General features: G+C 64.4%; 27 protein-coding genes and 1 riboswitch. Of the genes, 14 read left to right on the plus strand and 13 right to left on the minus strand.

Annotated elements, in window-relative coordinates; translation table 11 throughout:
* Positions 1-22 precede the first annotated feature (22 nt).
* Together ACP2YP_RS10720 and ACP2YP_RS10725 are read left to right on the plus strand one after the other, a co-directional pair.
* Complete coding sequence (locus tag ACP2YP_RS10720) at positions 23-1,237, plus strand: acyl-CoA dehydrogenase (RefSeq protein ID WP_028148218.1); 1,215 nt, start codon at positions 23-25, stop codon at positions 1,235-1,237.
* 136 nt (positions 1,238-1,373) lie between these two features.
* Entirely contained in the window at positions 1,374-2,291 is a 918-nt protein-coding gene (locus ACP2YP_RS10725) for an MBL fold metallo-hydrolase (protein ID WP_426424090.1), read from the plus strand.
* A 113-nt stretch (positions 2,292-2,404) separates the two neighbouring features.
* Here ACP2YP_RS10725 and ACP2YP_RS10730 read toward each other — a convergent pair whose 3' ends face one another.
* Positions 2,405-3,259 (minus strand): DUF1499 domain-containing protein, encoded by an 855-nt coding sequence (locus ACP2YP_RS10730; RefSeq protein WP_426424091.1) that lies wholly within the window; start codon positions 3,257-3,259, stop codon positions 2,405-2,407.
* Positions 3,260-3,424: 165 nt separating this feature from the next.
* Positions 3,425-5,053 carry a fatty-acid--CoA ligase gene (locus ACP2YP_RS10735; RefSeq protein WP_426424092.1) on the minus strand — a complete coding sequence of 543 codons (1,629 nt, stop codon included), beginning with the start codon at positions 5,051-5,053 and terminating at the stop codon, positions 3,425-3,427.
* Between the two features lie 65 nt (positions 5,054-5,118).
* Between ACP2YP_RS10735 and ACP2YP_RS10740 the strand changes: the two genes are divergently transcribed.
* Positions 5,119-6,204 carry an extensin family protein gene (locus tag ACP2YP_RS10740; RefSeq protein ID WP_426424093.1) on the plus strand — a complete coding sequence of 362 codons (1,086 nt, stop codon included), beginning with the start codon at positions 5,119-5,121 and terminating at the stop codon, positions 6,202-6,204.
* Between the two features lie 55 nt (positions 6,205-6,259).
* On the opposite strand, the gene ACP2YP_RS10745 is transcribed toward ACP2YP_RS10740, so the two are convergent.
* Positions 6,260-6,943 carry a L,D-transpeptidase gene (locus ACP2YP_RS10745; protein WP_426424094.1) on the minus strand — a complete coding sequence of 228 codons (684 nt, stop codon included), beginning with the start codon at positions 6,941-6,943 and terminating at the stop codon, positions 6,260-6,262.
* A 338-nt stretch (positions 6,944-7,281) separates the two neighbouring features.
* On the opposite strand from ACP2YP_RS10745, the gene ACP2YP_RS10750 reads away from it, so the two are divergent.
* Both ACP2YP_RS10750 and ACP2YP_RS10755 read left to right on the plus strand, forming a co-directional pair.
* Positions 7,282-8,259: a magnesium transporter CorA family protein gene (locus ACP2YP_RS10750; protein WP_426424095.1), complete on the plus strand. Its 978-nt coding sequence runs from the start codon at positions 7,282-7,284 to the stop codon at positions 8,257-8,259.
* 186 nt (positions 8,260-8,445) lie between these two features.
* Complete coding sequence (locus ACP2YP_RS10755; protein WP_426424096.1) at positions 8,446-8,676, plus strand: hypothetical protein; 231 nt, start codon at positions 8,446-8,448, stop codon at positions 8,674-8,676.
* Positions 8,677-8,759: 83 nt separating this feature from the next.
* Here the strand turns inward: ACP2YP_RS10755 and ACP2YP_RS10760 are convergent, their stop codons facing one another.
* The 3 genes from ACP2YP_RS10760 to pdxH are packed head-to-tail and all read right to left on the minus strand — an operon-like array spanning position 8,760 to position 10,979.
* Positions 8,760-9,530: a class I SAM-dependent methyltransferase gene (locus ACP2YP_RS10760; RefSeq protein WP_426424097.1), complete on the minus strand. Its 771-nt coding sequence runs from the start codon at positions 9,528-9,530 to the stop codon at positions 8,760-8,762.
* A gap of 16 nt (positions 9,531-9,546) precedes the next feature.
* Entirely contained in the window at positions 9,547-10,299 is a 753-nt protein-coding gene (locus tag ACP2YP_RS10765; RefSeq protein ID WP_426424098.1) for an SDR family NAD(P)-dependent oxidoreductase, read from the minus strand.
* 38 nt (positions 10,300-10,337) lie between these two features.
* Entirely contained in the window at positions 10,338-10,979 is a 642-nt protein-coding gene (gene pdxH / locus ACP2YP_RS10770) for a pyridoxamine 5'-phosphate oxidase (protein WP_426424099.1), read from the minus strand.
* A gap of 113 nt (positions 10,980-11,092) precedes the next feature.
* On the opposite strand from pdxH, the gene ACP2YP_RS10775 reads away from it, so the two are divergent.
* Positions 11,093-11,500 (plus strand): RT0821/Lpp0805 family surface protein, encoded by a 408-nt coding sequence (locus tag ACP2YP_RS10775; protein WP_309144843.1) that lies wholly within the window; start codon positions 11,093-11,095, stop codon positions 11,498-11,500.
* A gap of 125 nt (positions 11,501-11,625) precedes the next feature.
* A complete protein-coding gene (locus tag ACP2YP_RS10780) occupies positions 11,626-12,597 on the plus strand; it encodes a DnaJ C-terminal domain-containing protein (protein ID WP_426424100.1) in 972 nt (323 codons plus the stop codon).
* A gap of 325 nt (positions 12,598-12,922) precedes the next feature.
* Here the strand turns inward: ACP2YP_RS10780 and ACP2YP_RS10785 are convergent, their stop codons facing one another.
* Both ACP2YP_RS10785 and ACP2YP_RS10790 read right to left on the minus strand, forming a co-directional pair.
* Positions 12,923-13,696, minus strand: coding sequence for an anti-sigma factor family protein (locus tag ACP2YP_RS10785; protein WP_426424101.1), 774 nt, complete (start codon positions 13,694-13,696; stop codon positions 12,923-12,925).
* 76 nt (positions 13,697-13,772) lie between these two features.
* On the minus strand, positions 13,773-14,261 hold the full coding sequence (locus tag ACP2YP_RS10790; protein WP_426424102.1) for a sigma-70 family RNA polymerase sigma factor: 489 nt from the start codon (positions 14,259-14,261) through the stop codon (positions 13,773-13,775).
* A gap of 170 nt (positions 14,262-14,431) precedes the next feature.
* On the opposite strand from ACP2YP_RS10790, the gene fabI reads away from it, so the two are divergent.
* The 5 genes from fabI (at position 14,432) to ACP2YP_RS10815 (ending at position 18,985) form a co-directional block, all read left to right on the plus strand.
* Complete coding sequence (fabI, locus tag ACP2YP_RS10795) at positions 14,432-15,265, plus strand: enoyl-ACP reductase FabI (RefSeq protein WP_426424103.1); 834 nt, start codon at positions 14,432-14,434, stop codon at positions 15,263-15,265.
* Positions 15,266-15,277: 12 nt separating this feature from the next.
* Positions 15,278-15,877, plus strand: a complete 600-nt coding sequence (locus ACP2YP_RS10800) for a histidine phosphatase family protein (protein WP_426424104.1) — start codon at positions 15,278-15,280, stop codon at positions 15,875-15,877.
* An 85-nt stretch (positions 15,878-15,962) separates the two neighbouring features.
* Positions 15,963-17,051 (plus strand): chorismate synthase, encoded by a 1,089-nt coding sequence (gene aroC / locus ACP2YP_RS10805; protein ID WP_426424105.1) that lies wholly within the window; start codon positions 15,963-15,965, stop codon positions 17,049-17,051.
* A 232-nt stretch (positions 17,052-17,283) separates the two neighbouring features.
* The gene (locus ACP2YP_RS10810) at positions 17,284-18,474 is read left to right on the plus strand and encodes an adenylate/guanylate cyclase domain-containing protein (RefSeq protein ID WP_426424106.1); all 1,191 of its coding nucleotides are present in this window, start codon (positions 17,284-17,286) and stop codon (positions 18,472-18,474) included.
* 16 nt (positions 18,475-18,490) lie between these two features.
* Positions 18,491-18,985 (plus strand): N-acetyltransferase family protein, encoded by a 495-nt coding sequence (locus ACP2YP_RS10815; RefSeq protein ID WP_426424107.1) that lies wholly within the window; start codon positions 18,491-18,493, stop codon positions 18,983-18,985.
* Between the two features lie 17 nt (positions 18,986-19,002).
* Here ACP2YP_RS10815 and clpS read toward each other — a convergent pair whose 3' ends face one another.
* From clpS to ACP2YP_RS10840, 5 genes are read right to left on the minus strand one after another with little or no spacing between them, the layout of a single operon-like run.
* Complete coding sequence (gene clpS, locus ACP2YP_RS10820) at positions 19,003-19,326, minus strand: ATP-dependent Clp protease adapter ClpS (protein ID WP_426424108.1); 324 nt, start codon at positions 19,324-19,326, stop codon at positions 19,003-19,005.
* Positions 19,327-19,369: 43 nt separating this feature from the next.
* Positions 19,370-19,711, minus strand: coding sequence for a DUF190 domain-containing protein (locus ACP2YP_RS10825; protein WP_426424109.1), 342 nt, complete (start codon positions 19,709-19,711; stop codon positions 19,370-19,372).
* A 2-nt stretch (positions 19,712-19,713) separates the two neighbouring features.
* Complete coding sequence (gene crcB / locus ACP2YP_RS10830; RefSeq protein WP_426424110.1) at positions 19,714-20,139, minus strand: fluoride efflux transporter CrcB; 426 nt, start codon at positions 20,137-20,139, stop codon at positions 19,714-19,716.
* A gap of 6 nt (positions 20,140-20,145) precedes the next feature.
* On the minus strand, positions 20,146-20,544 hold the full coding sequence (gene crcB / locus ACP2YP_RS10835) for a fluoride efflux transporter CrcB (protein ID WP_426426106.1): 399 nt from the start codon (positions 20,542-20,544) through the stop codon (positions 20,146-20,148).
* A 7-nt stretch (positions 20,545-20,551) separates the two neighbouring features.
* Positions 20,552-21,817, minus strand: a complete 1,266-nt coding sequence (locus ACP2YP_RS10840) for an MFS transporter (protein ID WP_426424111.1) — start codon at positions 21,815-21,817, stop codon at positions 20,552-20,554.
* A 32-nt stretch (positions 21,818-21,849) separates the two neighbouring features.
* Positions 21,850-21,928, minus strand: a riboswitch (Fluoride riboswitch).
* Positions 21,929-22,212: 284 nt separating this feature from the next.
* Between ACP2YP_RS10840 and ACP2YP_RS10845 the strand changes: the two genes are divergently transcribed.
* Complete coding sequence (locus ACP2YP_RS10845; protein ID WP_426424112.1) at positions 22,213-23,064, plus strand: DUF1194 domain-containing protein; 852 nt, start codon at positions 22,213-22,215, stop codon at positions 23,062-23,064.
* Positions 23,065-23,190: 126 nt separating this feature from the next.
* Positions 23,191-23,826 carry a hypothetical protein gene (locus tag ACP2YP_RS10850; RefSeq protein ID WP_426424113.1) on the plus strand — a complete coding sequence of 212 codons (636 nt, stop codon included), beginning with the start codon at positions 23,191-23,193 and terminating at the stop codon, positions 23,824-23,826.
* The last annotated feature ends 17 nt before the right edge of the window (positions 23,827-23,843 follow it).

Consider the following 23,843-nt stretch of genomic DNA (forward strand, 5'->3'; position numbering starts at 1 on the left):
AACCAGACCGAAAGGACGTTTCATGAGCGTGCGCCCTCAGACCAAGGACAAGCCGGCTGCGGCTTCCTTCCAGTGGGACGATCCGTTCCTGCTCGATGAGCAACTGACCGAAGACGAGCGCATGGTGCGCGACACGGCGCGCGCCTACGCCCAGGACAAGCTGCTGCCGCGCGTCACCAAGGCCTATCTGGAAGAGAAGACCGACCGCGAGATCTTCAACGAGATGGGCGAGCTCGGCCTGATCGGCATCACGCTGCCGGAGGAATATGGCTGCGCCAACGCGAGCTACGTGGCTTATGGCCTGGTCGCGCGCGAGATCGAGCGGGTCGATTCCGGCTATCGTTCGATGAACTCGGTGCAGTCCTCCCTGGTGATGTACCCGATCTACGCCTATGGCGACGAGAACCAGCGCAAGAAGTATCTGCCGAAGCTCGCCAGCGGCGAGTGGGTCGGCTGCTTCGGCCTGACCGAGCCCGACGCCGGCTCCGACCCGGCCGGCATGAAGACCCGCGCCGAGAAGGTCTCCGACGGCTATCGCCTGACCGGCAGCAAGATGTGGATCTCGAACGCGCCGATCGCAGACGTGTTTGTGGTCTGGGCGAAGTCGGCCGAGCACGACAACCAGATCCGCGGCTTCGTGCTGGAGAAGGGCATGAAGGGCCTCTCCGCGCCGAAGATCGGCGGCAAGCTCTCGCTTCGTGCCTCGATCACCGGCGAGGTCGTGATGGACGGCGTCGTGGTTCCGGAAGACGCACTGTTGCCCAACGTCTCCGGCCTTAAGGGCCCGTTCGGCTGCCTCAACCGTGCTCGTTACGGCATTTCCTGGGGCGCGCTCGGCGCCGCCGAGGACTGCATGCATCGTGCCCGCCAGTACACGCTCGACCGCAAGCAGTTCGGCAAGCCGCTCGCCGCGACCCAACTCGTGCAGAAGAAGCTCGCCGACATGGAGACCGAGATTGCGCTCGGCCTGCAGGGCTCGTTGCGCGTCGGCCGCCTGATGGACGAGGGCAAGTTCGCGCCCGAGATGATCTCGATCATGAAGCGCAACAATTGCGGCAAGGCGCTCGACATCGCCCGCGTCGCCCGCGACATGCACGGCGGCAACGGCATCTCGGCCGAATACCACGTCATGCGCCACGTCCATAACCTCGAGACGGTCAACACCTACGAGGGCACCCACGACGTCCACGCTCTGATCCTGGGCCGCGCGATCACCGGCATTCAGGCGTTTTTCTGATTGGGTCATCCGTCATTCCGGGGCGCGCGAAGCGCGAATCCGGAATCTCGGGCCGCATGATTCCTGTTCCATCGAGATTCCGGGTCTGGCCCTGACGGGCCGTCCCGGAATGATGTCAAAGAACAAAGAAGAAGCCATGTCCGACAACGACGACGTCCCCTTCAACCGCAACTTTCCGCTGAAAGCTGGTGTCGTCGAGGAAATCCGCCCAGGCGTGCGGCGGGTGCTCTGTAACAATCCGAGCCCGTTCACCTTCACCGGTACCGTCAGCTACATCGTGGGCACCGGCAGCGTCGCGATCATCGATCCCGGTCCCGACGATGAGGCTCATGCGGCAGCACTTCTCGACGCCGTGCGCGGCGAGACGGTGAGCCATATCTTCGTCACTCACACCCACCGCGACCACTCGCCCAATACCCCGCGCATCAAGCAGGCGACCGGCGCCCCGGTTTATGCCGAGGGCCCGCACCGCGCCTCGCGCCCGCGCTTCGAGAGCGAGAAGCACAATCCGGAATCAGGCGCCGACCGCGACTTTGCGCCCGACGTGCGGATTGCCCATGGGGACGTCGTCGAAGGCACCGGCTGGCGGCTCGAGGCCGTGGCCACGCCCGGCCACACCGCCAACCATCTTGCCTTTGCCTGGCCCGAGCGAAAGTTCAACTTCGTCGGCGATCACGTCATGGGCTGGTCGACCTCGATCGTGGCGCCGCCCGACGGCTCGATGATCGACTACATGGAGTCGCTCGACCGGCTCGCTGCGCGCGAGGAGGATCTGTATTTCTCCGGCCATGGTCCGGAGATCCCGGAGGGTCAGCGCTTCGTGCGTTTCCTGATCCGCCACCGCAAGGCGCGCGAGGCCTCGATCCTGCACCGTCTCGCCAAAGGCGAGGCGGATATCCCGACCATGGTGCGCGCCATCTATATCGGCATCGATCCGCGGCTGACGACGGCCGCCGGCTATTCCGTGCTGGCGCATCTGGAGGACCTCGTCACGCGCGGCGTTGTCGCGACGGACGGCGATCCCGTGATCGGCGGGACGTATCGGATGGCGTAGCTCGTCATTCCGGGGCGCCGCGAAGCGGCGAACCCGGAATCCATTCATCCACCAACTCTGTGGCTCGATGGATTCCGGGCTCGCGCTGACGTGCGCCCCGGAATGCCAGAGTGCTATTTCTTCACCGTCTTCGCCGGCGCCTTCGGCGGCGCGACCGGGGTCTTCTTCACCGGCTTCAGCGCGTCGGCGTCGGCTGCGGTGTTGAGATCGTCGATGAATTTAGTCACGCGTGCGGCGTTGCTGCCGAGATCGCTCTCGAAATAGCGCGAGGCGGAACGGATATCGACGCGGGAATCGTCGCCGTCAGGCACGACCCTGATCGAGATGTCCTCGCGAAAGCCCATGATCGGCGTGCGCGCCACCGCCTCGATGCGGCCCATGCGGCGCGGCGGCTGCGGCTCGCGTTCGTCGATGACGGTCCATTTGCGCTTGATGACGAGTTGGCGCGCGATCGCATAGGCGCGGTCGACGGGGATCTCGAGCTCGATCGGCTCAATGTCGGGATAGAACTGGCGCTGCTGCTCGGCCGAATACAGACCGGCATAGACGGCGGTGTTGGTGCCGTCGCCGGTGCGCAGGCGCGACAGCGCGTCGAAGCGCGGCGGGTCGATCGGGTCGGTGGTGATGTCGTGGATCGCCGGCAGCTTGCGATATAGCAAGGCTTGATAAGCGGGATAGGCGAGGATCGCCCCATCGATCAGGAAGGCGAGCAGGATACGCGCCATGCCGCGCGAGCCGTTCTGCCAGATCGCGGCAAAGCCGGCGAGGCCGAACAGAATCGAAAGCGCGGCGATCGCGAGCCCGCCGAAGAAGGTGGCCAGCGCAGGCTTCATCTCCAGGAAGTCGAAGCGGACGATGATGATCGACACCACTACCGCCACCACCGCAAACACGGCCAGATTGCGCGCCCAGGTCGCGAGGCTGGACACGGGCTCCGATTGATAGGGAGCGGAAAACCTGCGGGCCATCGGGTGAGCTCTGCCGGGGGGATGTTGGGGCGGTGCCGGCCGATTTGGCGCGACGATGCGCCGTTGAGAACACGGCCCGGGGGCAAATTCAAGGTCCGGGTTGTTACTGCCGATCATTCCGGGGGCGATGCGGCTGGCATCGCCCCCGAGCGATTTGCGAGGCAGTTACGCTGGCGCGTTCGGGAAGCGATACTCCTTGAACTGGTCGCGCAGCGCGGTCTTCAGGATCTTGCCGGTCGCGGTATGCGGGATGCCGTCGACGAAGGCGACATCGTCGGGCATCCACCATTTGGCGATCTTGCCGTCCATGTATTTCAGGATGTCGTCGCGCGTGGCCTGCTGGCCCGCCTTGAGCTGCACGATCAGCAGCGGCCGCTCGTCCCATTTGGGGTGGAAGACGCCGATCACGGCGGCCTCCGCCACGGCCGGATGGCCGACCGCGAGGTTTTCGAGGTCGATCGAGGAGATCCACTCGCCGCCGGACTTGATCACGTCCTTCGAGCGGTCGGTGATGTGCATATAGCCGTCCTCGTCGATGGTCGCGACGTCGCCGGTGTCGAAGAAGCCTTCCTCATCGAGGATGTTGGCATCGAGATGGAAGTAGGCCTTGGCCACCGCGGGGCCGGAGACTTTGAGGCGGCCAAAGGTCTTGCCGTCCCAGGCCAGTTCCTTGCCGGCATCGTCGGTGATCTTCATCTCGACCGCAAAGGGCGCATAGCCCTGCATCTGCAGCACGTCGAGCCGCGCATCACCGGTCGCGTTCTGGAACGGTGGCTTCAGCGCCGAGACACTGCCGATCGGGCTCATTTCGGTCATGCCCCAGGCGTGACGGACGTTTGAGCCCATGTCGAGGAAGGCCTTGATCATCGAGCGCGGCATCGCCGAGCCGCCGCAGATCACCATCTTCAGGTCCGGCAGCTTCAGATTATTGGCGGTCATGTGCTGGAGCAGCATCAGCCACACCGTCGGCACGCCGGCGGTGTGCGTCACCTTCTCGGTGGAGAGCAGTTCGTAGACCGAGGCGCCGTCGAGCTTCGCCCCGGGCATCACCAGCTTGGTACCTTGCGAGGGCGCGGAGAAGGCGATGCCCCAGCTGTTGGCATGGAACAGCGGAACCACCGGCAGCATCGTCTCCGAGGCACTGGTGCCGAGCGCGTCGACATTGTTGGCCATCAGCGCGTGCAGCACGTTGGAGCGATGCGAATACAGCACGCCCTTCGGGTCGCCGGTCGTGCCTGACGTGTAGCACATCGCGGCCGCCGTGTTCTCGTCAAAGTCCTTCCACTTGAATTTGCCGTCGGCCTCGGCGATCCAGTCCTCGTAGGCCACGACGTTCTTCAAATTGGTCTCGGGCATATGCGCCCTGTCCGTGAGGATGACGTACCGTTCGACGCTCGGCAGCTTGTCGGCGAGCTTTTCCAGCACGGGGACGAAGGTGAGGTCGACCATCACGATGCGGTCTTGCGCATGGTTGATGATCCAGGCGATCTGCTCCGGGAAAAGCCGGGGATTGACGGTATGGCAGATGGCGCCGATGCCCATGATGCCGTACCAGACCTCGAGATGGCGCCAGGTGTTCCAGGCGATCGTGGCGACGCGGTCGCCGAGCTTGATGCCGTCGCGCTCCAGCATTTGCGAGACCTTGAGCGCGCGCTTGTGGATTTCGGCGTAGGTGGTGCGATGGATCGGTCCCTCGACCGATCGCGTCACGACCTCCTGCTTGCCATGAATCTTGGCGGCGTGTTCGATGATCCGGTGGCAGAGCAGGGGCCAATCTTGCATCAAACCGAGCATTCAGACGTTCCTCCGAGAAGTCGCTGGGCGAGTTATCGCTCTCAGCACAGGGCCAAAGAATTGTCATGAGTTTTAGCCTGCCGGACTTTCGCCGCAAATGGTCTTGTCGCGGCAATATGTCCGCCCGCGCGGCAATGGTTACCGCTGCGCTCGGGCTAGCGCTTGTGCTCGCGGATCGGGCGGAGGCGCGAAACTATGCTGCGCCGCTCGATATCTTTGGGCTTGGTACACCACGGCAGCGCGGGAGCGCTCATTCCGCCAAGATACCGCTACCAAAGCCTCGCCCCGAGGAGGCCCCCAAAGCAACGGACGAGGCTGCGCCGGAGGTCGACGGCAAGGCTGCCCCGGATAAACCCATCAAACCGGCCGAGGCCGCGCCGCCGCCCGAGAAGCAGCCCTCGGCCTGCCGTCTCGCGCTGACCGAGGAGATCGCGGTCGCGCCGTCCATTCCCGATATCCATGGCCCCGGCGCCTGCGGCGGCGAGGATCTGGTGCGGCTGGAAGCGATCGTGCTGCCGGACAAGCGCAAGGTCGCGGTCAAGCCGGCGGCAATCCTCCGCTGCACGATGGCCTCAGCGATCGCGGATTGGGTGCGCACCGACATGGTACCGCTGGCCGCGAGCCTCGGCTCGACCATCACCGACCTCGACAATTTCGACAGTTTTGAGTGCCGCGGCCGCAACCGCCTCGTCGGCGCGATGCTGTCCGAGCACGGCAAGGCCAACGCGCTCGACGTGCGCTCGCTCACGCTTGCCAACGGGCAGTCAATCGGCCTGACCGACCGCACGCTGTCGCGCGACGTGCGCGAGCGTGTGCTGCATTCGGTCTGTTCGCGCTTTTCCACGGTGCTCGGTCCGGGCTCGGACTGGTACCACGAGGACCACATCCACCTTGATCTGGCGCAGCGGCGCAACGACTACCGGATCTGCCAGTGGAACGTCTGGGACCCCTTGCCCCAGGTCGCTCCGCTGCTGCCGGCCGAGCGTCCAGAGGAGGCACCGCCCCGCGAGGTCGCGGCGAAGTCGGAGGGCGCCAAGGACGGAGCCAAGGATGGGGCTGACGATCAGGACAGCGCGAAACCTGCCGCGCTGCCGGACAAGCCGGCAGCGAGTTCCGGCAAGAGCAAGCCGGCAACAAAAAAGCGCCGGTGAGACCGGCGCTTTTCAAAAGCCTCAGGCAAGGCTTGCTCTGTAAGATTTGGCCCGTTTAGTAAGAACTGTAACTGTTACCGCCGCCTTGGAGCGCGAGGCGCGAATTGTAGGGCGAGTCGCCGTGCTTCGGCTCGAGCACCACGACGATGGTGCCGACCTTGACGCGGCTGTAGAGGTCGATTGCGTCCTCGTTGGTCAGGCGGATACAGCCCGACGAAATCGAAGCGCCGATATATTCAGGCTGGTTGGTGCCGTGAATGCGGAACAGCGTGTCCTTGCCGCCCGAATACAGATACATCGCGCGCGAGCCCATCGGATTGTCCGGGCCGGGGGCGACATAGGTCGGAACGCCGAGGCGCGAGATCTCGCCAGGGGTCGGGTGCCAGGCGGGCCATTCGGTCATGCTGCCGACCTTGGCGATGCCGGACCAGGCCATGGCCTCTTCGCCAACGGTGATGCCGTAGCGGATCGCCTTGCCGCCATCCATCACGTAATAGAGGTAGTGGTTGTCGGAATCGACCACGATCGTGCCTGGCGACTCCTTGCGGTGATAGTCGACGATAGCGCGACGGAACGGCTCTGCCACCGGCGTATTCTCGTACCGGATCTTGGCAAGGAGTTCCTTGTCCTTCGGCTTGAAATTCTGGGTGTTGGTGGCTTCGAAATGCGTGGCCTGCATGCAGCCCGACAGCATGAAGCCGGCAGCCAAAATTCCCAACATAACTTTCAGCGACGACATGGTTTGGTTCCAATCAGAACAATACCGCGCAGGTCTTGAGCGTAACACCCAAGGCCTTCGACTCCGTTGATTTCATTATCGTTGAAATCTGCCACAATTCCAGCGTTTAGGGACTTTTCCCGCGCTGCGAGACCCAACCTGTGGCTTTTTTGCCGCAAGTTTTGCGGCTTTGGGCCGGTTTTTGGGCGGGGAATGCCGGCCTGTCGATTCCGTGCCACAGTTGAGCCACGGCTCTGCCACAAATACAAACGCTCCGTTAATGTGCTTGTCATCATGAACTTGTCAGAATCGCGCTAAGGGCCTGTCATTCTGTCGCAGGCCGTCCGCTGGAGTTGTTCATGTTTTCTGTGTTCGTTCCCACCGACTCCTCCCTGAAGAAGGCCATTGTTGACGATCTCGCGGCGGTGCCGGAGCACGCGGTGTGGGTCGACCTGTTCAACCCGACTGCGGCCGAGGACAAGGCGGTGGAGCGGCTGTCGGGGATCGCGATCCCGACCCGGGAGGACATGCAGGAGATCGAGATCTCCAGCCGGCTCTATATTGAGAACAGCGCGCGCTACATGACCGCGACGCTGATGTGCCAATCCGACACCGACATGCCCCGGACCACGGCGGTGACCTTCATCCTCGGCGACCACCGCCTGGTCACGGTGCGCTACGACCAACCCAAGCCGTTCGCCCTGGTCGAGGCCAAGCTCGCCCGCTCCTGCGCCCCGGCCATCACCGGCGAGATGGTGCTGATGGAACTGCTGGACGCCGTGATCGACCGCTGCGCCGACATTCTGGAACGCTGCGGCATGGAGATCGACCAGGTTTCGCACGACATCTTCGAGCCCGAGAGCGAGCGTCACGGCCACGCCAAGCAATATTCGCAGATCCTGATCTCGATCGGCCGCAAGGGTGATTTGACCTCCAAGGTTCGCGAGAGCCTTGTCTCGATTGGCCGCGTCGTCACGTTCCTGTCCGCGGTGGTGGAGGGCGTGAAATGGTCGAAGGACATGCGCGAGCAGCTCAAGACCATGCAGCGCGACGTCGCCTCGCTGACCGACCACGCCTCCTATCTCTCCAGCAAGATCACCTTCGTGCTCGACGCCATGCTCGGCGTCGTCAATCTCGAGCAGAACAACATCATCAAGCTGTTTTCGGTCATGGCCGTTGTCCTGATGCCGCCGACGCTGATCGCCTCTATCTACGGCATGAACTTCAAGGCGATGCCGGAGCTCGAATGGACGCACGGTTACCCCTATGCGCTGGTGTTGATGGTGATGGCGGCGATCGTCCCGTACTGGATCTTCAAGTGGAAGAAGTGGCTCTAATAGCTACCGAGACCTTACGCCGGTCGCAGAGACAGGGCTGATGGTGTCGCAGAATAGAGCGTCATTGCGGCTACCCGGTGATGCGTGTGCTGTGCCCCAATTCCTCCGGTAAAATTTGAGCAGTGGGCTGAACGTTTGCGCGAAACTTGTCTGCGATAAGCAGTGGGTTAGCCGCGAGGAACAGCCATGGTTGAAAAACACATAACGACGCCCCGTAACGTCATCGACCTGACCAGCTATCGTCAGATCGTGGCGAGCGGCAAGGCGCCGTCGTTGTCGGCGCGCATGTGCCGGCACTGTGGTGCTCCACTGCTCGACGGCGAGAACGATGACGACTGCTCGACTGCATTCGACGCTGCCGCTCCAAAGGCTGCAGCTTTGAAATTGCGACGGTCGCGTCGGATTCGCGTCGATTGAGGAGTGGAAGGAAGGGCGGGCGATCCAGTCTTGCGGCGGCGTTGTCTGGATCGCCTGGCTTCCCGCCTTTCGCGGCAAATCATCTAGCGCTTCACGATCTGCGCCGTCGAGACGAAGGTCTCGGCGATCAAGCCGTCGCGGCTGAACGACGCCAGATGGCGCTCGACGTCGCGCAACATCGCCTCGAAATTGTCGCCCAACGCGTCCGGTGAGGATGACGAGTAGGTGAGGGTGCGTTGCGCCAGGTCCTGCATACTGACCGTGTGGCTGGTTTCGACCGTGACGAGCTCGGCGGGCGCAAAGGCGCTGCCGCGGAAGAACGCCGGCAAGTCGCGATGGGTGCGCGTGCCTTTGCCGGCTTCCTCCCAGAGCTTCGCGGGTGACCAGCGGCGGCGGATCTCGTTGTAGCCATCAAGCCATGGGTTGCGGCCGTCGGTGACCGAGAACGAGGCGCAGATCAGGATCGCGCCCTCGCGCGCGACCAGCCCATCGAGCTGCGCGAGCGTCGCGTCGCGATCCATCCAGTGCAGCGCGCGGCCGATCGTGACGATGTCGAACGTGCCGATCTCGGAGGCGAGCGCCTCGGCCTTGCCTGCGATCAGCGTGAGCTCATGCCCCGCGCGCGCCGCCGCCTGTCGCGCGGCCTGGAGCATTGCGGGTTCAGGGTCGACGCCGACGATGCGGCCGACATAGGGCGCGAAGCCGAGCGCGAGCAGCCCGGGGCCGGTGCCCAGATCGATCAAGGCGCATCGTTCGGAGAGGCCGAGCTTTTGGGCGACGCTGCGAAAGAACTCGCCCGGGTAGGGCGGCCGCAAATGCTCGTAGGTTGACGCCGTGCTGGCAAACCGGCCCATGCGTCACCTGTCTGACCTAGACGTGCTGGCCGCCGTTGATGTGGATCTCGGCGCCGTTGACGTAAGAGCTGGTGTCCGTGCACAGCACGTAGATGATCTTGGCGACCTCGTCCGGCGTGCCGAGGCGATGCATCGGAATCTGCTGCTCGACGATCTTCTCGGTGCCTGGCGACAGGATCGAGGTGTCGATCTCGCCCGGCGCGATCGCGTTGACGCGGATGCCGACGCGGCCGAAGTCCGAGGCCATCTCGCGCGTCAGGGACGCGAGTGCGGCCTTGGAGGTTGCGTACGCCGCGCCCGCGAAGGGATGCACGCGCGAGCCCGCGATCGAGGTGACGTTCACGACCGAGCCCCTGGCTGCCTTCAGCTCCTCGATCAAGCCGCGCGCGATCATGATCGGCGCGAAGAAGTTGACATGGAAGACGTGCGTCCAGGTGTCGAGATCGGTGTCGACCGAGCCGAGCCTAGAGCCGCCGGGACCTTTCGGCGAGATCGCGGCGTTGTTGACCAGCGCGTGCAGCATGCCGCCTTCGAGGCGGTCGCGGATGTCGGAGATCGCGCGCGTGGTGTCCTGGGGATTGCCGAGGTCGACCTGGATGTGATCCTCGGGACCCGCATCCCACGGACAATCCTCCGGGAAGGGATGCCGCGAGCAGGTGATGACGCGCCAGCCCGCCGACGAGAAGCGGATCACGGTGGCGTGGCCGATACCGCGGCTCGCTCCGGTCAGGAGCAGCGTGCGGCGCGGCGCATTGGACGAATGCGGCATGGACATCTTTCAGGTCGGCCCAAGATTCGAGACAAGGCTCAAGGATACATCCGTGTCTTGGACCACGGCTGGCCGGCCGCGTCACGACGAAATTCGATGCGGTCGTGCAGACGGAATGGGCGGTCGTGCCAGAACTCGATGCGGACCGGCGTGATGCGCCAGCCGCTCCAGCCCGGCGGCCGCGGCACTTCGCCGATGACATGTTTGGCGGCGACCTTGGCGATCGCCTGCTCGAAGGCGAAGCGGCTCTCGAGCTCTTGCGACTGCTTGCTTGCCCAGGCGCCGATCTGCGCCTGCTTCGGTCGCGTCGCGAAATAGGCGTCGGCCTCGGCGTCGGTCACCGGCGTCACGTTGCCGCGGATGCGGACCTGCCGGCGCAGCGATTTCCAGTGAAACAGTAAAGCCGCCTTAGGATTTGCGGCGAGTTCGCGGCCCTTCTGGCTGGCGATGTGGCTGTAGAACACGAAACCTTCGGTATCGAAGCCCTTCATCAGCACCATGCGCACGTCTGGCAGGCCGTCGGGATCGACGGTTGCGAGCGCCATGGCGTTGGGATCGTTCGGCTCACTCTTGATCGCCTCGTTCAGCCAGGCCTCGAACAGCGCAAAAGGCTCGTCGGCGGCGGTGAAATCACCGGATGTTAAGGGTGTCTGGTGTTTCATCGAGGTCGTGTCGGTCATGTCTGGAGTCCGAATTGCGTCCCGCGGCCCAAAGCGCGCTGTTGTCTGCTACTGCCCTATATAGGGCATGGGGACGCGTTGGCCTATCGGCGATGCGGCCGTCGAGCCTTGCCATGACGATGATTTTGATCGGGCTTGGCGCCGGCGGCTGCAGTCTGTCGCGCACTGACACCAACGCCTATGCCAAGGCTGACGACAACGACCTCACCGGTTCGATCGCGCGGCCGGCGAAAGACGCCCCTCCGACCGAGACCGATCTCGCCTTCGCCCGCAATGCCGCCTCCGACGTGTTGAGCAAGGGCGACAAGGATGCCAGCCAGCACTGGGAAAATCCGGAAACCGGCGCGCGCGGCTCGGTGACGCCGATCGCGCAATCCTACGCCGCCGAGGATGGCCGCAAGTGCCGCGATTTCCTGGCGAGCTACGTCAACGGGACGACCGAAAGCTGGCTCCAGGGCGCCGGCTGCCAAAGCAGCCGTGGCCGTTGGGAGATTCATACGCTAAAGCCGTGGCGGAGCTAGGAATCAGGCTGGCCGACTAGTTGCAAAAATACCACTCGCCCCCCACATGAGGCTCAGGTGGGGCGGGGAGCCCTTTGAACATTTGGATTTCCCAGGATTGGATTTCCCAAGAGGAGACGTGACGGATGCGCGACCCCTATGAGGTCTTGGGGGTGCCGCGGAGCGCTAGCGCTGCCGCGATCAAGAGCGCCTATCGCAAGCTGGCCAAGAAGCATCATCCCGACAGCAACAAGGATGATCCCAAGGCCGCCGAGCGCTTCTCCGAGATCAATTCGGCCAACGAGATCATCGGCGACGAGGACAAGCGCAAGCAGTTCGACCGCGGTGAGATCGATGCCGAGGGCAAGCCACGCTTCCAGGGCTTTCCGGGCGGCGGCGGGCCGCGCGGTCGCGCAGGCGCAGGTCCCGGCGGCTTCGAGAGCTATACGTTCCGAGGCGGCGGGGCAGGCCCCGGTCAGGGCGCGGGCGCGTTCGAGGACATTCTCAACAGCATGTTCGGCGGCGGGGTGCGCGGTGCGCGCCCTGGGGCCGGCGGCGGTGCCCAGTTCGAATTCGACACCGGCGGGATCGGGCTCGATCTCGACGTCAACGTCGCCATGTCCGTCTCGCTGGAAGAATCGGTCAAGGGTGGCGAGAAGCGCGTGCGGCTGCCGAATGGCAAGGAACTCAACGTCAAGATTCCGGCGGGGGTCGTCGAGGGTCAGCAGATCCGGTTGCGGGGCCAGGGCGAGACCGCCCAGGGCCATCCGCCCGGCGATCTCCTGATCACCATCAGCATCGCTCCGCACCCGTTCTTCAAGATCGAGGGTGCTGACCTCAGGATCGACCTGCCAGTCACGCTCTACGAGGCTGTGCTCGGTGGCAAGGTCCGCGTGCCCACGCTCGGCAATGCCGTGGAACTGTCGGTCCCGAAAAACACCTCCAGCGGCCGCACCTTCCGCCTCAAAGGCAAGGGCTTGCAGAAATCTGGCGGAACCGGGGATCTCTTCGTCACCATCAGGATTATGCTACCGGACGGGAACGACGCCGAGCTTGAGGCATTGATGGAGAAGTGGCGGGACCAACACCCCTACAATCCGCGTAGCGGGCTTGGTTAGGGCGAGATCGGAACTGAAGGGGTTCTCCTAAAGGTCTAGGGCGTCTTCCAGCAGATGATGCTCGTCATATGCCCGAGGCGTGGTAGCGCTTCTCGGCTCGTATGCTCGACGTGTCGGATGTCCGGCGGGGCGGCCGATAAAAAGGTGCGGCCTCGAGAGGGGGACCAGCGCGGTACCAAAAACCCCAATCGAGGCCGCCCGCGTCGATCGGCGGATCGAACGCCGCTCATATTCGCGTGAGCACCCGGTGCGATAATGAGACGCACACATGTCCTGATTCCAAATTTTCGATGACGGAATCGAGGCACCACGGTTGTGTGGTTGCTTAGCCGCCGTTTTTCTCAGCCTGGTCGTAGACCGTCTGCGCCACCTTGGTCAGTCGATCACGGTCGGCGCCGCCGCCGCTGACGACGTAGCCGACGCCACGGTCGGCCCAGAACAGTGCCCCGTCCTTGTCCTCCTTGGCGTAGCGCATTTGTGTTGCGCCGCTCTCGGTCTTGGCGGTGTAGATCGTGTAGCGCTCGCCCGAAGCGCCCTCATACATCAGGAACGAGGCCGGCCCGTTCGGCCCCGGCAGCAGCCGGCCGCCAACGAGCTTCAGCCCGCTCGCCTCCAGATTGGGGGCGAACACGGTCCAGCCGCAGCGCCGGGTCAGCCAAGCCTGGAGGTGGTCGCGCTCGTTACCGCCGACCTCGACGGGATGGCGGACCTCGACGACATAGAGGCGGTGGGCATCGAGCGCGTCCGTCGTAAAGCTCTGGAAGGTCGAGGGCGCGTTGGCGGCGCCATGCGCGATCCAGCCGACCGCGCCACCGGCGACGAAGGCAACCAGTGTGGCCGCAACAGCGCCGTAGAGCCATTGCCGCGGACGCCGCTCCAGCCGCTCGAGCTCCAGCCGAGCCGGCACCGGCTCCTGGGCGACGCTGTCGTAGCGGGCGTGCAGCATCTCGGCCATGGCGCGCCAGGACTCCACCCGTTCGGCATCCTCGGGGTGCGCGGCAAGCCAGGCCTCGACGTCGGCGCGGCGCTCGGGCGGCAGCTCGCCATCGACAAAGGCGTGCAATTCGTCTTCGGTCACTGGAATATTGCGGTCGTTCATATCGATCGTCTCTGGCTCTGCGGCCCAAAATATCTCGTGCAACGGACGCGGCCTGCGCGATGCATCAATCCTGCCATCATTTCACCCGCCTGAGCGCCGGGCGCTCACCCTCCAGCGACGCTTTAACGTGTGCGCGGGCGCGCGCCAGGCGGGACATGACGGTGCCGATCGGCACGCCCTGGATGTCGGCGACCTCGCGGTAGCTCATGCCCTCCAGCATCACCAGCAGCAGCACCGAGCGTTGCTCCTCGACCAGCGTCGAGAGCGCGCGTTCGATGTCGCGTCCTTCGGCCTCCGTCCCACTGGCATCCGGGTTGTTCTCCGTCAGCTGCATGAATTGCGGCCGCCTTGCCAGCGACCGCCGCCGGTTCTTGTTGAGGTTGGTCAGGATCGTGTAGAGCCAGCTCCTGACGTCGCCTCCGAGAAACAATCGCTCCGAACGCAACGCACGCACCAGCGTGTCTTGCACCAGATCGTCGGCCGAATCCGCATCGCGCGTGAGCGCGCGGGCGTAGCGGCGCAACGCCGGGATCATGGCTTCCACGCTCTGGCGAAACGCACTCATGCCGTCTGGACGTCCTTCACGTTTGGCGCGAGCGCCTCAACGATCATAACACCCGAACGGAACGGCTATTCCGGCGCCGGAAACAGCGTTAACGCCGCGTATTAGGACTGTACCGCAGGGGAGGGCTGGTGTACCTCCAGACCTTACCGGGAGCTACAGGACGTTAGCAAATGGCGCAGAATTCAGGTCTGATGCAGGGACTGATGCAAGGCAAGCGCGGGGTGATCCTCGGCGTTGCCAACAACCGCTCGATCGCCTGGGGCATCGCCAAGGCATGCCAGGCGGCTGGCGCCGAGATCGCACTCACGTATCAGGGCGACGCGCTGAAGAAGCGGGTCGAGCCACTCGCCGCCGAGCTCGGCGCGCTCACGCTCGGCCATTGCGACGTCACGGATGCCGCGACCATCGATGCAGTGTTCGACGTGCTGAAGGAGAAGTGGGGCAAGATCGATTTCGTTGTGCACGCGATCGCGTTTGCCGACAAGGATCAGCTCGAGGGCCGCTACGTCGACACCACCGCCGACAATTTCTCCAAGTCGATGCTGATCTCCTGCTACTCGCTGACTGCGGTCGCACAGCGCGCCGAGAAGCTGATGACCGACGGCGGTTCGATCATCACGCTGAGCTATTACGGCTCCGAGAAGTGGATGCCGAACTACAACGTCATGGGCGTCGCCAAGGCGGCGCTGGAGGCGAGCGTGCGTTATCTCGCCGCCGATCTCGGCGAGAAGGCGATCCGCGTCAACGCGATCTCGGCGGGGCCGATCAAGACCCTGGCGTTCGCCGGCATCGCCGATTCACGCCTCCTCCTGAAATACAACGAGGTCAACGCACCGCTGCGTCGCAACGTGACGATCGAGGAGGTCGGTGACAGTTCGCTGTATTTCCTGTCCGACCTGTCGCGCGGCGTCACCGGCGAGGTGCATCACGTCGATGCCGGCTACCACGTGCTCGGCATGAAGCGCCCCGACGCGCCGGACGTATCGCTCGGCGGCAAGGACTAACCACCACTCGGAATGCCCGTGCCCACGATCTATTATCTTCGCCACGGCGAGACCGAGTGGAATGCGCTCGGGCGGCTTCAGGGCACCAAGGACATTCCGCTCAATGCGCGCGGGCACGGCCAGGCGGTTCAGGCCGGCGGTATCCTGGCTGACCTCCTCGGGCGCGATGGCAAGGACAAGGCCGCGCTTTCCTATGTGTCGAGCCCGCTCGGTCGCGCGCGCCAGACCATGGAACTGGCGCGCGGCAAGCTCGAATTGCCTGTTACGGATTATGCGCTTGACGATCGCCTGCGCGAGATCGGCTACGGCGCCTGGGAAGGGCTGACGCTGGCCGAGAGCGAGGCGAAAGATCCCGACATCTATGCCAGGCGCCTCGCCGACAAATGGACCGTGGGGCCCGCGGGCGGGGAGACCTACGCCGATGTGCAGGTCCGCGTGCGCGCTTGGTATGACGAACTCCGGACCGACACTGTCGCGGTCGCCCATGGCGGCACCTGCCGGGCCCTGATGGTTTCGCTGGGCCTGGAGACGCCGGCCAGCGCCGCCGAGCTCTATATCGAGCAGGGCGCCGTCTACGCGTTCCGCGACGGACGGCTGGACAAGTATAGTTAAGCCTCGAGGTCCTTCCGGGGCAGCGGGGTTTGACCCCCGGCCCCCTGCGCGTTACCACACGCCGGAACCGAGCCAGCGAGCAGCGATGTCCTTCAACACCTTCGGCCACATGTTCCGCGTCACCACCTTCGGCGAGAGCCATGGGGTGGCGATCGGCTGCGTGGTCGACGGCTGCCCGCCGATGATCCCGCTGACCGAGGCCGACATCCAGCAGGATCTCGATCGCCGCAAGCCGGGCCAGTCGCGCTTCACGACCCAGCGCCAGGAGCCGGACCAGGTCAAGATCCTGTCCGGCGTAATGGCGCATCCGGAGACCGGGGTGCAAGTCACCACGGGCACGCCGATCGGGCTCCTGATCGAGAACACCGACCAGCGCTCCAAGGACTATTCGGAGATTAAGGACAAGTTTCGCCCCGGTCACGCCGACTTCACCTATGAGGCGAAGTACGGCCTGCGCGACTATCGCGGCGGTGGCCGTTCTTCCGCCCGTGAGACCGCGATGCGCGTCGCCGCCGGTGCGATTGCGCGAAAAGTGCTGCCCCACGTCAAGGTGCGTGGCGCGCTGGTGCAGATGGGGCCGCACAAGATCGACCGCGCGAAGTGGGACTGGGACGAGATCGCGAAAAATCCGTTCTTCTGTCCGGACAAGGACAAGGCCGCATTCTTCGAGACCTATCTCGACGGCATCCGCAAGAGCGGCTCTTCGATTGGCGCCGTGCTCGAAATCGTCGCCGAAGGCGTGCCGGCCGGTTTGGGCGCGCCGATCTACGCAAAACTCGATTCCGATCTGGCGGGCGCCATGATGACCATCAACGCCGTGAAGGGCGTCGAGATCGGCGCCGGCTTTGGCGCCGCCGAATTGACCGGCGAGGAGAACGCCGACGAGATGCGCACCGGCAATGACGGCACGCGCTTCCTGTCCAATCATGCCGGCGGCGTTCTGGGCGGCATCTCCACGGGACAGCCGGTGGTGGTGCGTTTCGCGGTGAAGCCGACCTCGTCGATCCTGCAGCCGCGCCTGACGGTCGATCGCCAGGGCGCGGACACCGAGATCATGACCAAGGGCCGCCACGACCCCTGCGTCGGCATCCGCGCCGTCCCGGTCGGCGAAGCCATGATGGCCTGCGTGCTGGCGGATCATTTCCTGCGCGACCGCGGGCAGGTCGGCCGGTAGCGCAGCAGACTCTTCACCTCTCCCGTAGGGAGAGGTCGGATCGCATCGAAGATGCGATCCGGGTGAGGGGTTACACGCTCACTGTGCGCTGCGGCCCCTCACCCGGATTGCTCTGCAATCCGACCTCTCCCCGCTGGGGAGAGGTGGAGACGTCGCTAGCCGGGCCTTCATGTCGCGGTACTAGCCCACCGCGCAGCTTGACGATTCAACAACTTCGTCGGCAAATGCGGGCATGGATAGCTTCCGGCTCCAGCGCATCATCAACTGGCTGATCGACGGCGCCAGGTCGTCGCGCGGGTCGGCCGAGATGATTGCGGACGCCTGCGAGCAGCTAGTCGCGGCCGGGCTGCCATTGTGGCGGTTCGGCGTCTTCATCCGTACGCTGCATCCCGAAATCTTCGGCCGTAACTTCATCTGGCGGGAAGGCCGGGAGGTCGAGATCGGCACTGTCGATTTCGAGATCCTGGACACGCCCGAATTCGCCCGGAGCCCGCTTCGCATCGTGTTCGAGGAGGGGCTGGAGGTCAGGGGACGCATCGACGACATCGACACCAAGCGCTTTCCGTTCCTGGAAGACATGCGCGCCGAGGGCGTCACGGATTACATCGCGACGCCGATGCGTTTTCTCGACGGCTCGATTCACGCGTTAAGCTGGACCACGCGGCATCCCGGTGGCTTCAGCGATGACGACATCGCGACGATCCGCTCCATCGTGGCGCCGCTCGCACGCGTGAGTGAGATCGTCACGCTGCGCCGTACCGCCGCGACGTTGCTCGACACCTATGTGGGAAATCGCGCCGGCGAGCGCATCCTCGGCGGCCAGATCCGCCGCGGCCACAACGACACCATGCAGGCCGCGATCTGGCTGTCGGATTTGCGCGGCTTCACGGCGCTGTCGGACCGGCTGCCGGCTGAAACGGTGGTCGAGATCCTCAATCGCTATTTCGACTGCCAGGTGACCGCAATCCGCGCCTATGGCGGCGAGGTCCTGAAATTCATGGGCGACGGTTTGCTCGCGGTATTTCCGATCGACGAATATGTCGGCGATGCCACCCATGTCTGCACGCGTGTGCTGGACGCGGCACGCGAAGCCCGCATCAGCGTCGACGCGCTCGCCCACCCGGTCGGCGACGTGGTCGAGCGCTTCCGCTTCGGTGTTGCGCTGCATGTCGGCAACATCCTCTACGGCAATATCGGCGGCGGCAACCGGCTCGACTTCACCTGCATCGGGCCGGCCGTCAATCTCGCGGCCCGGATGGAGAAGATCGCCGGGAGGTTGGGGCGGACCGTCGTGGCCTCGGAGGTTTTCGCAAATGCCTGCCAGCATGACTGGCGCGATCTCGGCGATTTTCCGATCGCCGGATTTTCCAAGGCGCAGCGCGTCTACGGGCTCGCCGAGGAGACGCCCGCGGTGATGGCGTGAAGCAGGCGGGTCGCCCATGACCGTCGAATTCCGACAGATAGAGATCGCTGACACTGACGCGTTTCGTGCCGCCGTCGATATTGTCGCCCGCGAACGCAAATACATTGCGCTGGTGGAGGCGCCGCCGATCGAGCAGGTCCGCGCCTTCGTCGCGCGCAATGTCGAGCGCGGTTATCCTCAGATCGTCGCTGTCGTCGACGGCGCTGTGATCGGATGGTGCAACGTGCCGCCGGCGAGCCGCGCCGTCTCGGCGCATGCCGGCGATCTCTTCATGGGGCTTGTGCCGGAGTTCCGTGGCAAAGGCCTTGGCGAGCGGCTGTTGCGGCAGGCCGTTCAGGCGGCAGATGTGTTCGGTTTCCGGCGCATCGAGCTCGGCGTGTTCGCGACCAACACCGCCGCCGCCACCCTTTATCGCAAGGTCGGGTTCGTCGAGGAGGGCACCAAGCGGATGGCGATTCTGGTCGACGGCACCTATCACGATGAAATCATCATGGCGCGCCTCAAGGGATGAGCTTGAGGCGGTGCGTCCTACTCCTCCGGCTCGGTCGTGAACAGCAGCGGATAGCCCTTGGCGCGGCCGGCGTCGGTGGCGCGGGTGGCCTTGGTCTCCGCGACGTCCTTGGTGAAGACCGCGACGACGCAGGCGCCGAGCTTGTGCGCGGTGATCATGACCTTGTAGGCCTGATCCTCGGTCATGCGGAATTCGGCCTTGAGGATCATCGTGACGAACTCACGCGGCGTGTAGTCGTCGTTGATCAGGATGACCTTGTGCAGCTTCGGCCGCTCGACCTTGGTCCTGGTCTTGGTCTTGGTCTTGGTCTTGGTTTTCGGCGTAGTGACGGTGTCGTTCATTCCGCCTCCTGGACACGGCGGGCTCGGGTTCCAGCCCGAGCGATCAGCTCGCGGCTTTCGCACCATATTGCAGGACCTGCACCTTCTCCAAGGTGATCAGGCCGCTCGACATCATGCCGTCCAGGATGGGCAGGAATGCGTTGATGTTGTCCTCGCTGTCGACGATCTCGATCAACAGCGGCAGGTCTTCCGAAAGCCGCAGGATTTTCGAGGTGTGCAGCCGGCTCGACTTGCCGAACCCCATCGGGCCGCGCAGCACGGTGGCACCCGCGAGGTGGCGCTCGCGCGCCGTCATCACGATCGCTCCATGGAGCGGCTTGCCGTCGAAATGGTCGCTCTCGCCAATGAAGATGCGGAGTGAAACAGCCTGATTGGGGATCTGCATGGTCAACTCCTGGTCAAGCGGTTGTAGCGGCTCGCCATCATATGCCCAGTCCATACCGACACCAGCCAGCAGCCGACGGACGCCGCGACATAGGCGAGTGCCGTGTATTTCATGCCGCCGTGAAACAGGCGGAAAGTCTCCAGGCTGAAAGTCGAGAAGGTGGTGTAGCCGCCGCAGAAGCCGGTCATGACGAACTGCCGGTGCTCAGGCCGCGCCAGCATGCGGCCGTCGGGCCCGGTCAGCGTCGCGTAGAAGCCGATGATGAGCGAGCCCGTCGCGTTGATGAACAGCGTCGCGAAGGGAAAGCCGGGGCCGGTGTCGAGGGTGAGTCCGACCAGATAGCGGGTCAGCCCACCGACGATGCTGCCGGCAGAAACCCAGGCATAGAGCATCGCCGTGCGCCAGCGGTCGGCAGAGGAGGAATTCATCTGCCTCTAGCCTCCCAGGCTGTCCGCAAGGAGGAAGCCGCAGCTCACAGCCGCGAGGCACAGTCCGACCGAGAACGCGACATGGCCGAGTGCGTGCACCGGCTCACCGTTACGGGCGAGTGTCAGCGTTTGCAGGCTGAACGAGGACACCGTGGTATAGCAGCCGAGGAAGCCCGTCACCGCGAACAGCCACGGATGGGGCGCGGCAAACACCGAGCCGGGATGGGTCGCGAGCGCGCCGAAGATGCCGATCAGGAAGGCGCCGGTGACGTTGATCGTCATGGTGCCCCAGGGAAAGGTCTCGCCCAGCCGCCGCGCGATCACGCCGGAGACGAAATAGCGCGCGCAGCCGCCCAGCACGCTGCCGACCACGATTGCGATCACTCCGCTCAGCACGATGAACAGTCCCCCGTCATCCCTTGGTCTCCGTCCTCAGGCCGTTGCCGACGGCAAGCAGTCCGGCCAGGGCGGCCAGGGCAAAGCCGAGCCCTGCGAGGAACGTGCCGGCCGGGCCGTAAACGTCCCACAGCGCGCCGGCGATCACGCTCGCAGCCAGCAAGGCAAGGCCTGTGAACAGGTTGAAATAGCCGAATGCGGTGCCGCGCAAGCTCGGGGGTGCAGTATCGGCGACGAGCGCCGAGAGCAAGCCTTGCGTCAATCCCATATGCAGCCCCCACAGCACGACGCCGAGCGCGAGGCCGGACAGACTCGGCAGCAGCGCCAGTGCGAGGTCGGCGCCGGCGAGAAGCACGAGGCCGAGCGCGAGCAGGGCGGTCCGGTTGATCCGGTCCGACAGCACGCCGGCCGGATAGGCCGAGAGCGCGTAAGTGACATTCATGAGCACCAGCACCGCCGGCACCCACATCGCATTGAGGCCGATGTTCTGGGCGCGCAGGATGAGAAAGGCTTCGCTGAAACGGGCGAGCGTGAATACGACGCCGACCGCGACGACGCGCCAGTACACCGGTCCAAGCTGTCGCATGGCGGCGGTGTTGAGCGGATTTTTCGCAGGTTCCCTGCTCGCGTCCGGCTCCGGCTCATTCACCGCGAATGCAATCAGGCCAAAGGACAAAAACGCAGGCACCACGGCGACCCAGAACACGGCGGCAAAATGGTCCGCCGTCCACCACATCAGGACGATCGCGGCGAGCGGGCCGATGAAGGCGCCGACCGTGTCGAGCGACTGCCGCAGGCCGAAGCTCGCGCCGCGCAGGCCGGCGGGCGAGATATCGGCGATCAGCGCGTCGCGCGGCGCGCCGCGGATGCCCTTGCCGACGCGGTCGATGAAGCGCGCCGCTACCAGCCAGCCGACGCTGGGGGCGAGCGGGAACAGCGGCTTGGTCAGGGCGGCCAGGCCATAGCCGAGGGCGGCGAGGAGCTTGCGCCGGCCGAGCCAGTCCGACAATGCGCCGGAAAAGATCTTTGTGATCGAGGCGGTCGCCTCTGCGATGCCCTCGATGAAGCCGACGGTGAGCGTGGAGGCGCCGAGCACGGTGACGAGATAGAGGGGCAGCAGCGCGTGGATCATCTCGGAGGAGATGTCCATCAGCATCGAGACGAAGCCGAGCACCCAGATTCCCCTGGGTAGCTTGGTGCTCGCAGTATTCGGTGTGGTCGTCGTCACGTCCTGACCTTCGTTCCAGGCAACAAAAAACCCGCCAGCGGCGGGTTTGTCCATGCTCCCGCCAAAGGCAGAGGCTCATTGCCTCACCTCGAGCAGGAGTCATCAGCCCAGTACGGTCATTCGACCGGCGGGCGGTTGCCGGGGGACTCCATCCCCATCTGTGCAGTGAGCCTAGCATGGAAATGGCGCGGAACAAGAGATGTCCCCCGTCATTCCGCGGCGATGCGCAGCATCGAACCCGGAATCTCGAGATTCCGGGTTCTCGCTTCGCGAGCCCCGGAATGACTTGTGTGTTGTCACGCGTCTTGCTGCGGCACGACCGTGGCGACGCGGCGGCATTCTTGCGCAAGCGCGCAAATCTCTAACCTGAATGTGAAGCGCAAGCGATCTTCGCGCTTTGCGGCAAGGCGTTTGCATGTCACCATCGCGTCATACGACGGGAGACTGCGATGCGATTGCTGTTCTCGATCGGGGCTGTGCTGGTGGCCGGCGTGCTTGCCGGAGGGGACGTCGCGGGCATCGCGGCACCGGGGCCGAAATTACATCAACCGCAGCGGCAGGCAGCCGACGGTGATGCGCAGTCGGTCGATATCGAGCTGATCCTCGCGGTTGACGTCTCCTATTCCATGGACATGGACGAGCTCGCGATCCAGCGCGAGGGTTATGCGCAGGCGATCCAGTCCAAAGAGTTTTTGCAGGCGCTGAAGGTCGGCCCAAATGGCAGGATCGCGGTGACCTATTTCGAGTGGGCTGCATCCTCCGATCAGAAGATCATCATCCCGTGGCGCATCATCGACGGACCGGAGACGGCGGACGCGGTCGCGGGGGAGATCATGAAGACGCCGATCCGGCGCGCCTCGCGCACCTCGATCTCCGGCGCGATCGGATTTGCGATGCCGCTGTTCGATGAGGATCCCTATCACGGAATTCGCCGCGTCATCGATATCTCGGGCGACGGCCCGAACAACAATGGCGGCCCGGTCACCGTGGCACGCGATGCCGCGCTCGAGAAAGGCATCATCATCAACGGCCTGCCGATCATGGTGAAGGAGCCGTCCTATTCGACCATGGATATCGACAATCTCGATTACTACTACGAAGACTGCGTCGTCGGCGGTCCCGGCTCCTTCGTCATCGCGATCAAGGATCGCGAGAAGTTCAAGGAAGCGATCCGCACCAAGCTGCTGATGGAAGTCGCCGGTCGCATGCCACCGGTGGTGCACGTTGCGGACAAGGAGAAAGAGCCGCGCGTGAACTGCATGATCGGCGAGAAGATCTGGTCGGATCGCTGGGGCCGCTGAAGGTCGATCCCGATGAGACCGTTTGCCTCGTCGCGTCGGGTGGTTGAAATTAACCGCTCGTTAACTGTGGCGTGGTCCTAATCCAATTGTTTCTGAATATGTCAGACGCTGCTTCCGAGCAGATTCATGTCCATCGTCGCGCAGAGCACCAGTCAGATTTCGCCCGCCAACGAGCGGATGTATCACCTGAGCGCCCTGCTCGGCGAATGGAAGGGCAATTGGGCGGGCAACAATCAGCCCGTCGGCTTCAAGGTCGTGAACATTCGCGGCAGCCGCGCACAGGTCGAGTACACCCACAACGGGCACACCGAGCGTGGTTTTGCCCAGATCAACGGTTCGCTCATCACCTTCGGCTCGGTGACGGTCGGCACCAAGGACGGCAAGAACCTGGTGCTGTTGTTCTCCGCGGGCGGCGCCGGCAAGCAGACCGCAACGCTGGCGAAGCAGGCGCCGCCGGCCTCCGACAGCCGCCTGATGGGAAGCTGGGGCGGCTATTCCAGCGACAACGGCAAGAGCGCGAGCTTTCGCGTGCTCGCCGTCAACGGCAATGAAGCCCAGGTCAGCGTCACCACCGACGGCATCACCCGCCAGGGCACCGGAATCGTCTACAAGAACGTCATCATGTTCGGGCAATCCCAGATCGCGACGGATGACGGGCAGAACGGCAAGATCATCTACCAGGTCGGCATGAAGTCCTTCATGGTGCCCGTGACGAAATATCCGCCGGCCGACTCGTCGTCCTCGGTCGACAGGACCGCGTAGCCGCCCACTGTTTCCCG

Source organism: Bradyrhizobium genosp. A (genome assembly GCF_049949275.1).
GTDB lineage: Bacteria > Pseudomonadota > Alphaproteobacteria > Rhizobiales > Xanthobacteraceae > Bradyrhizobium.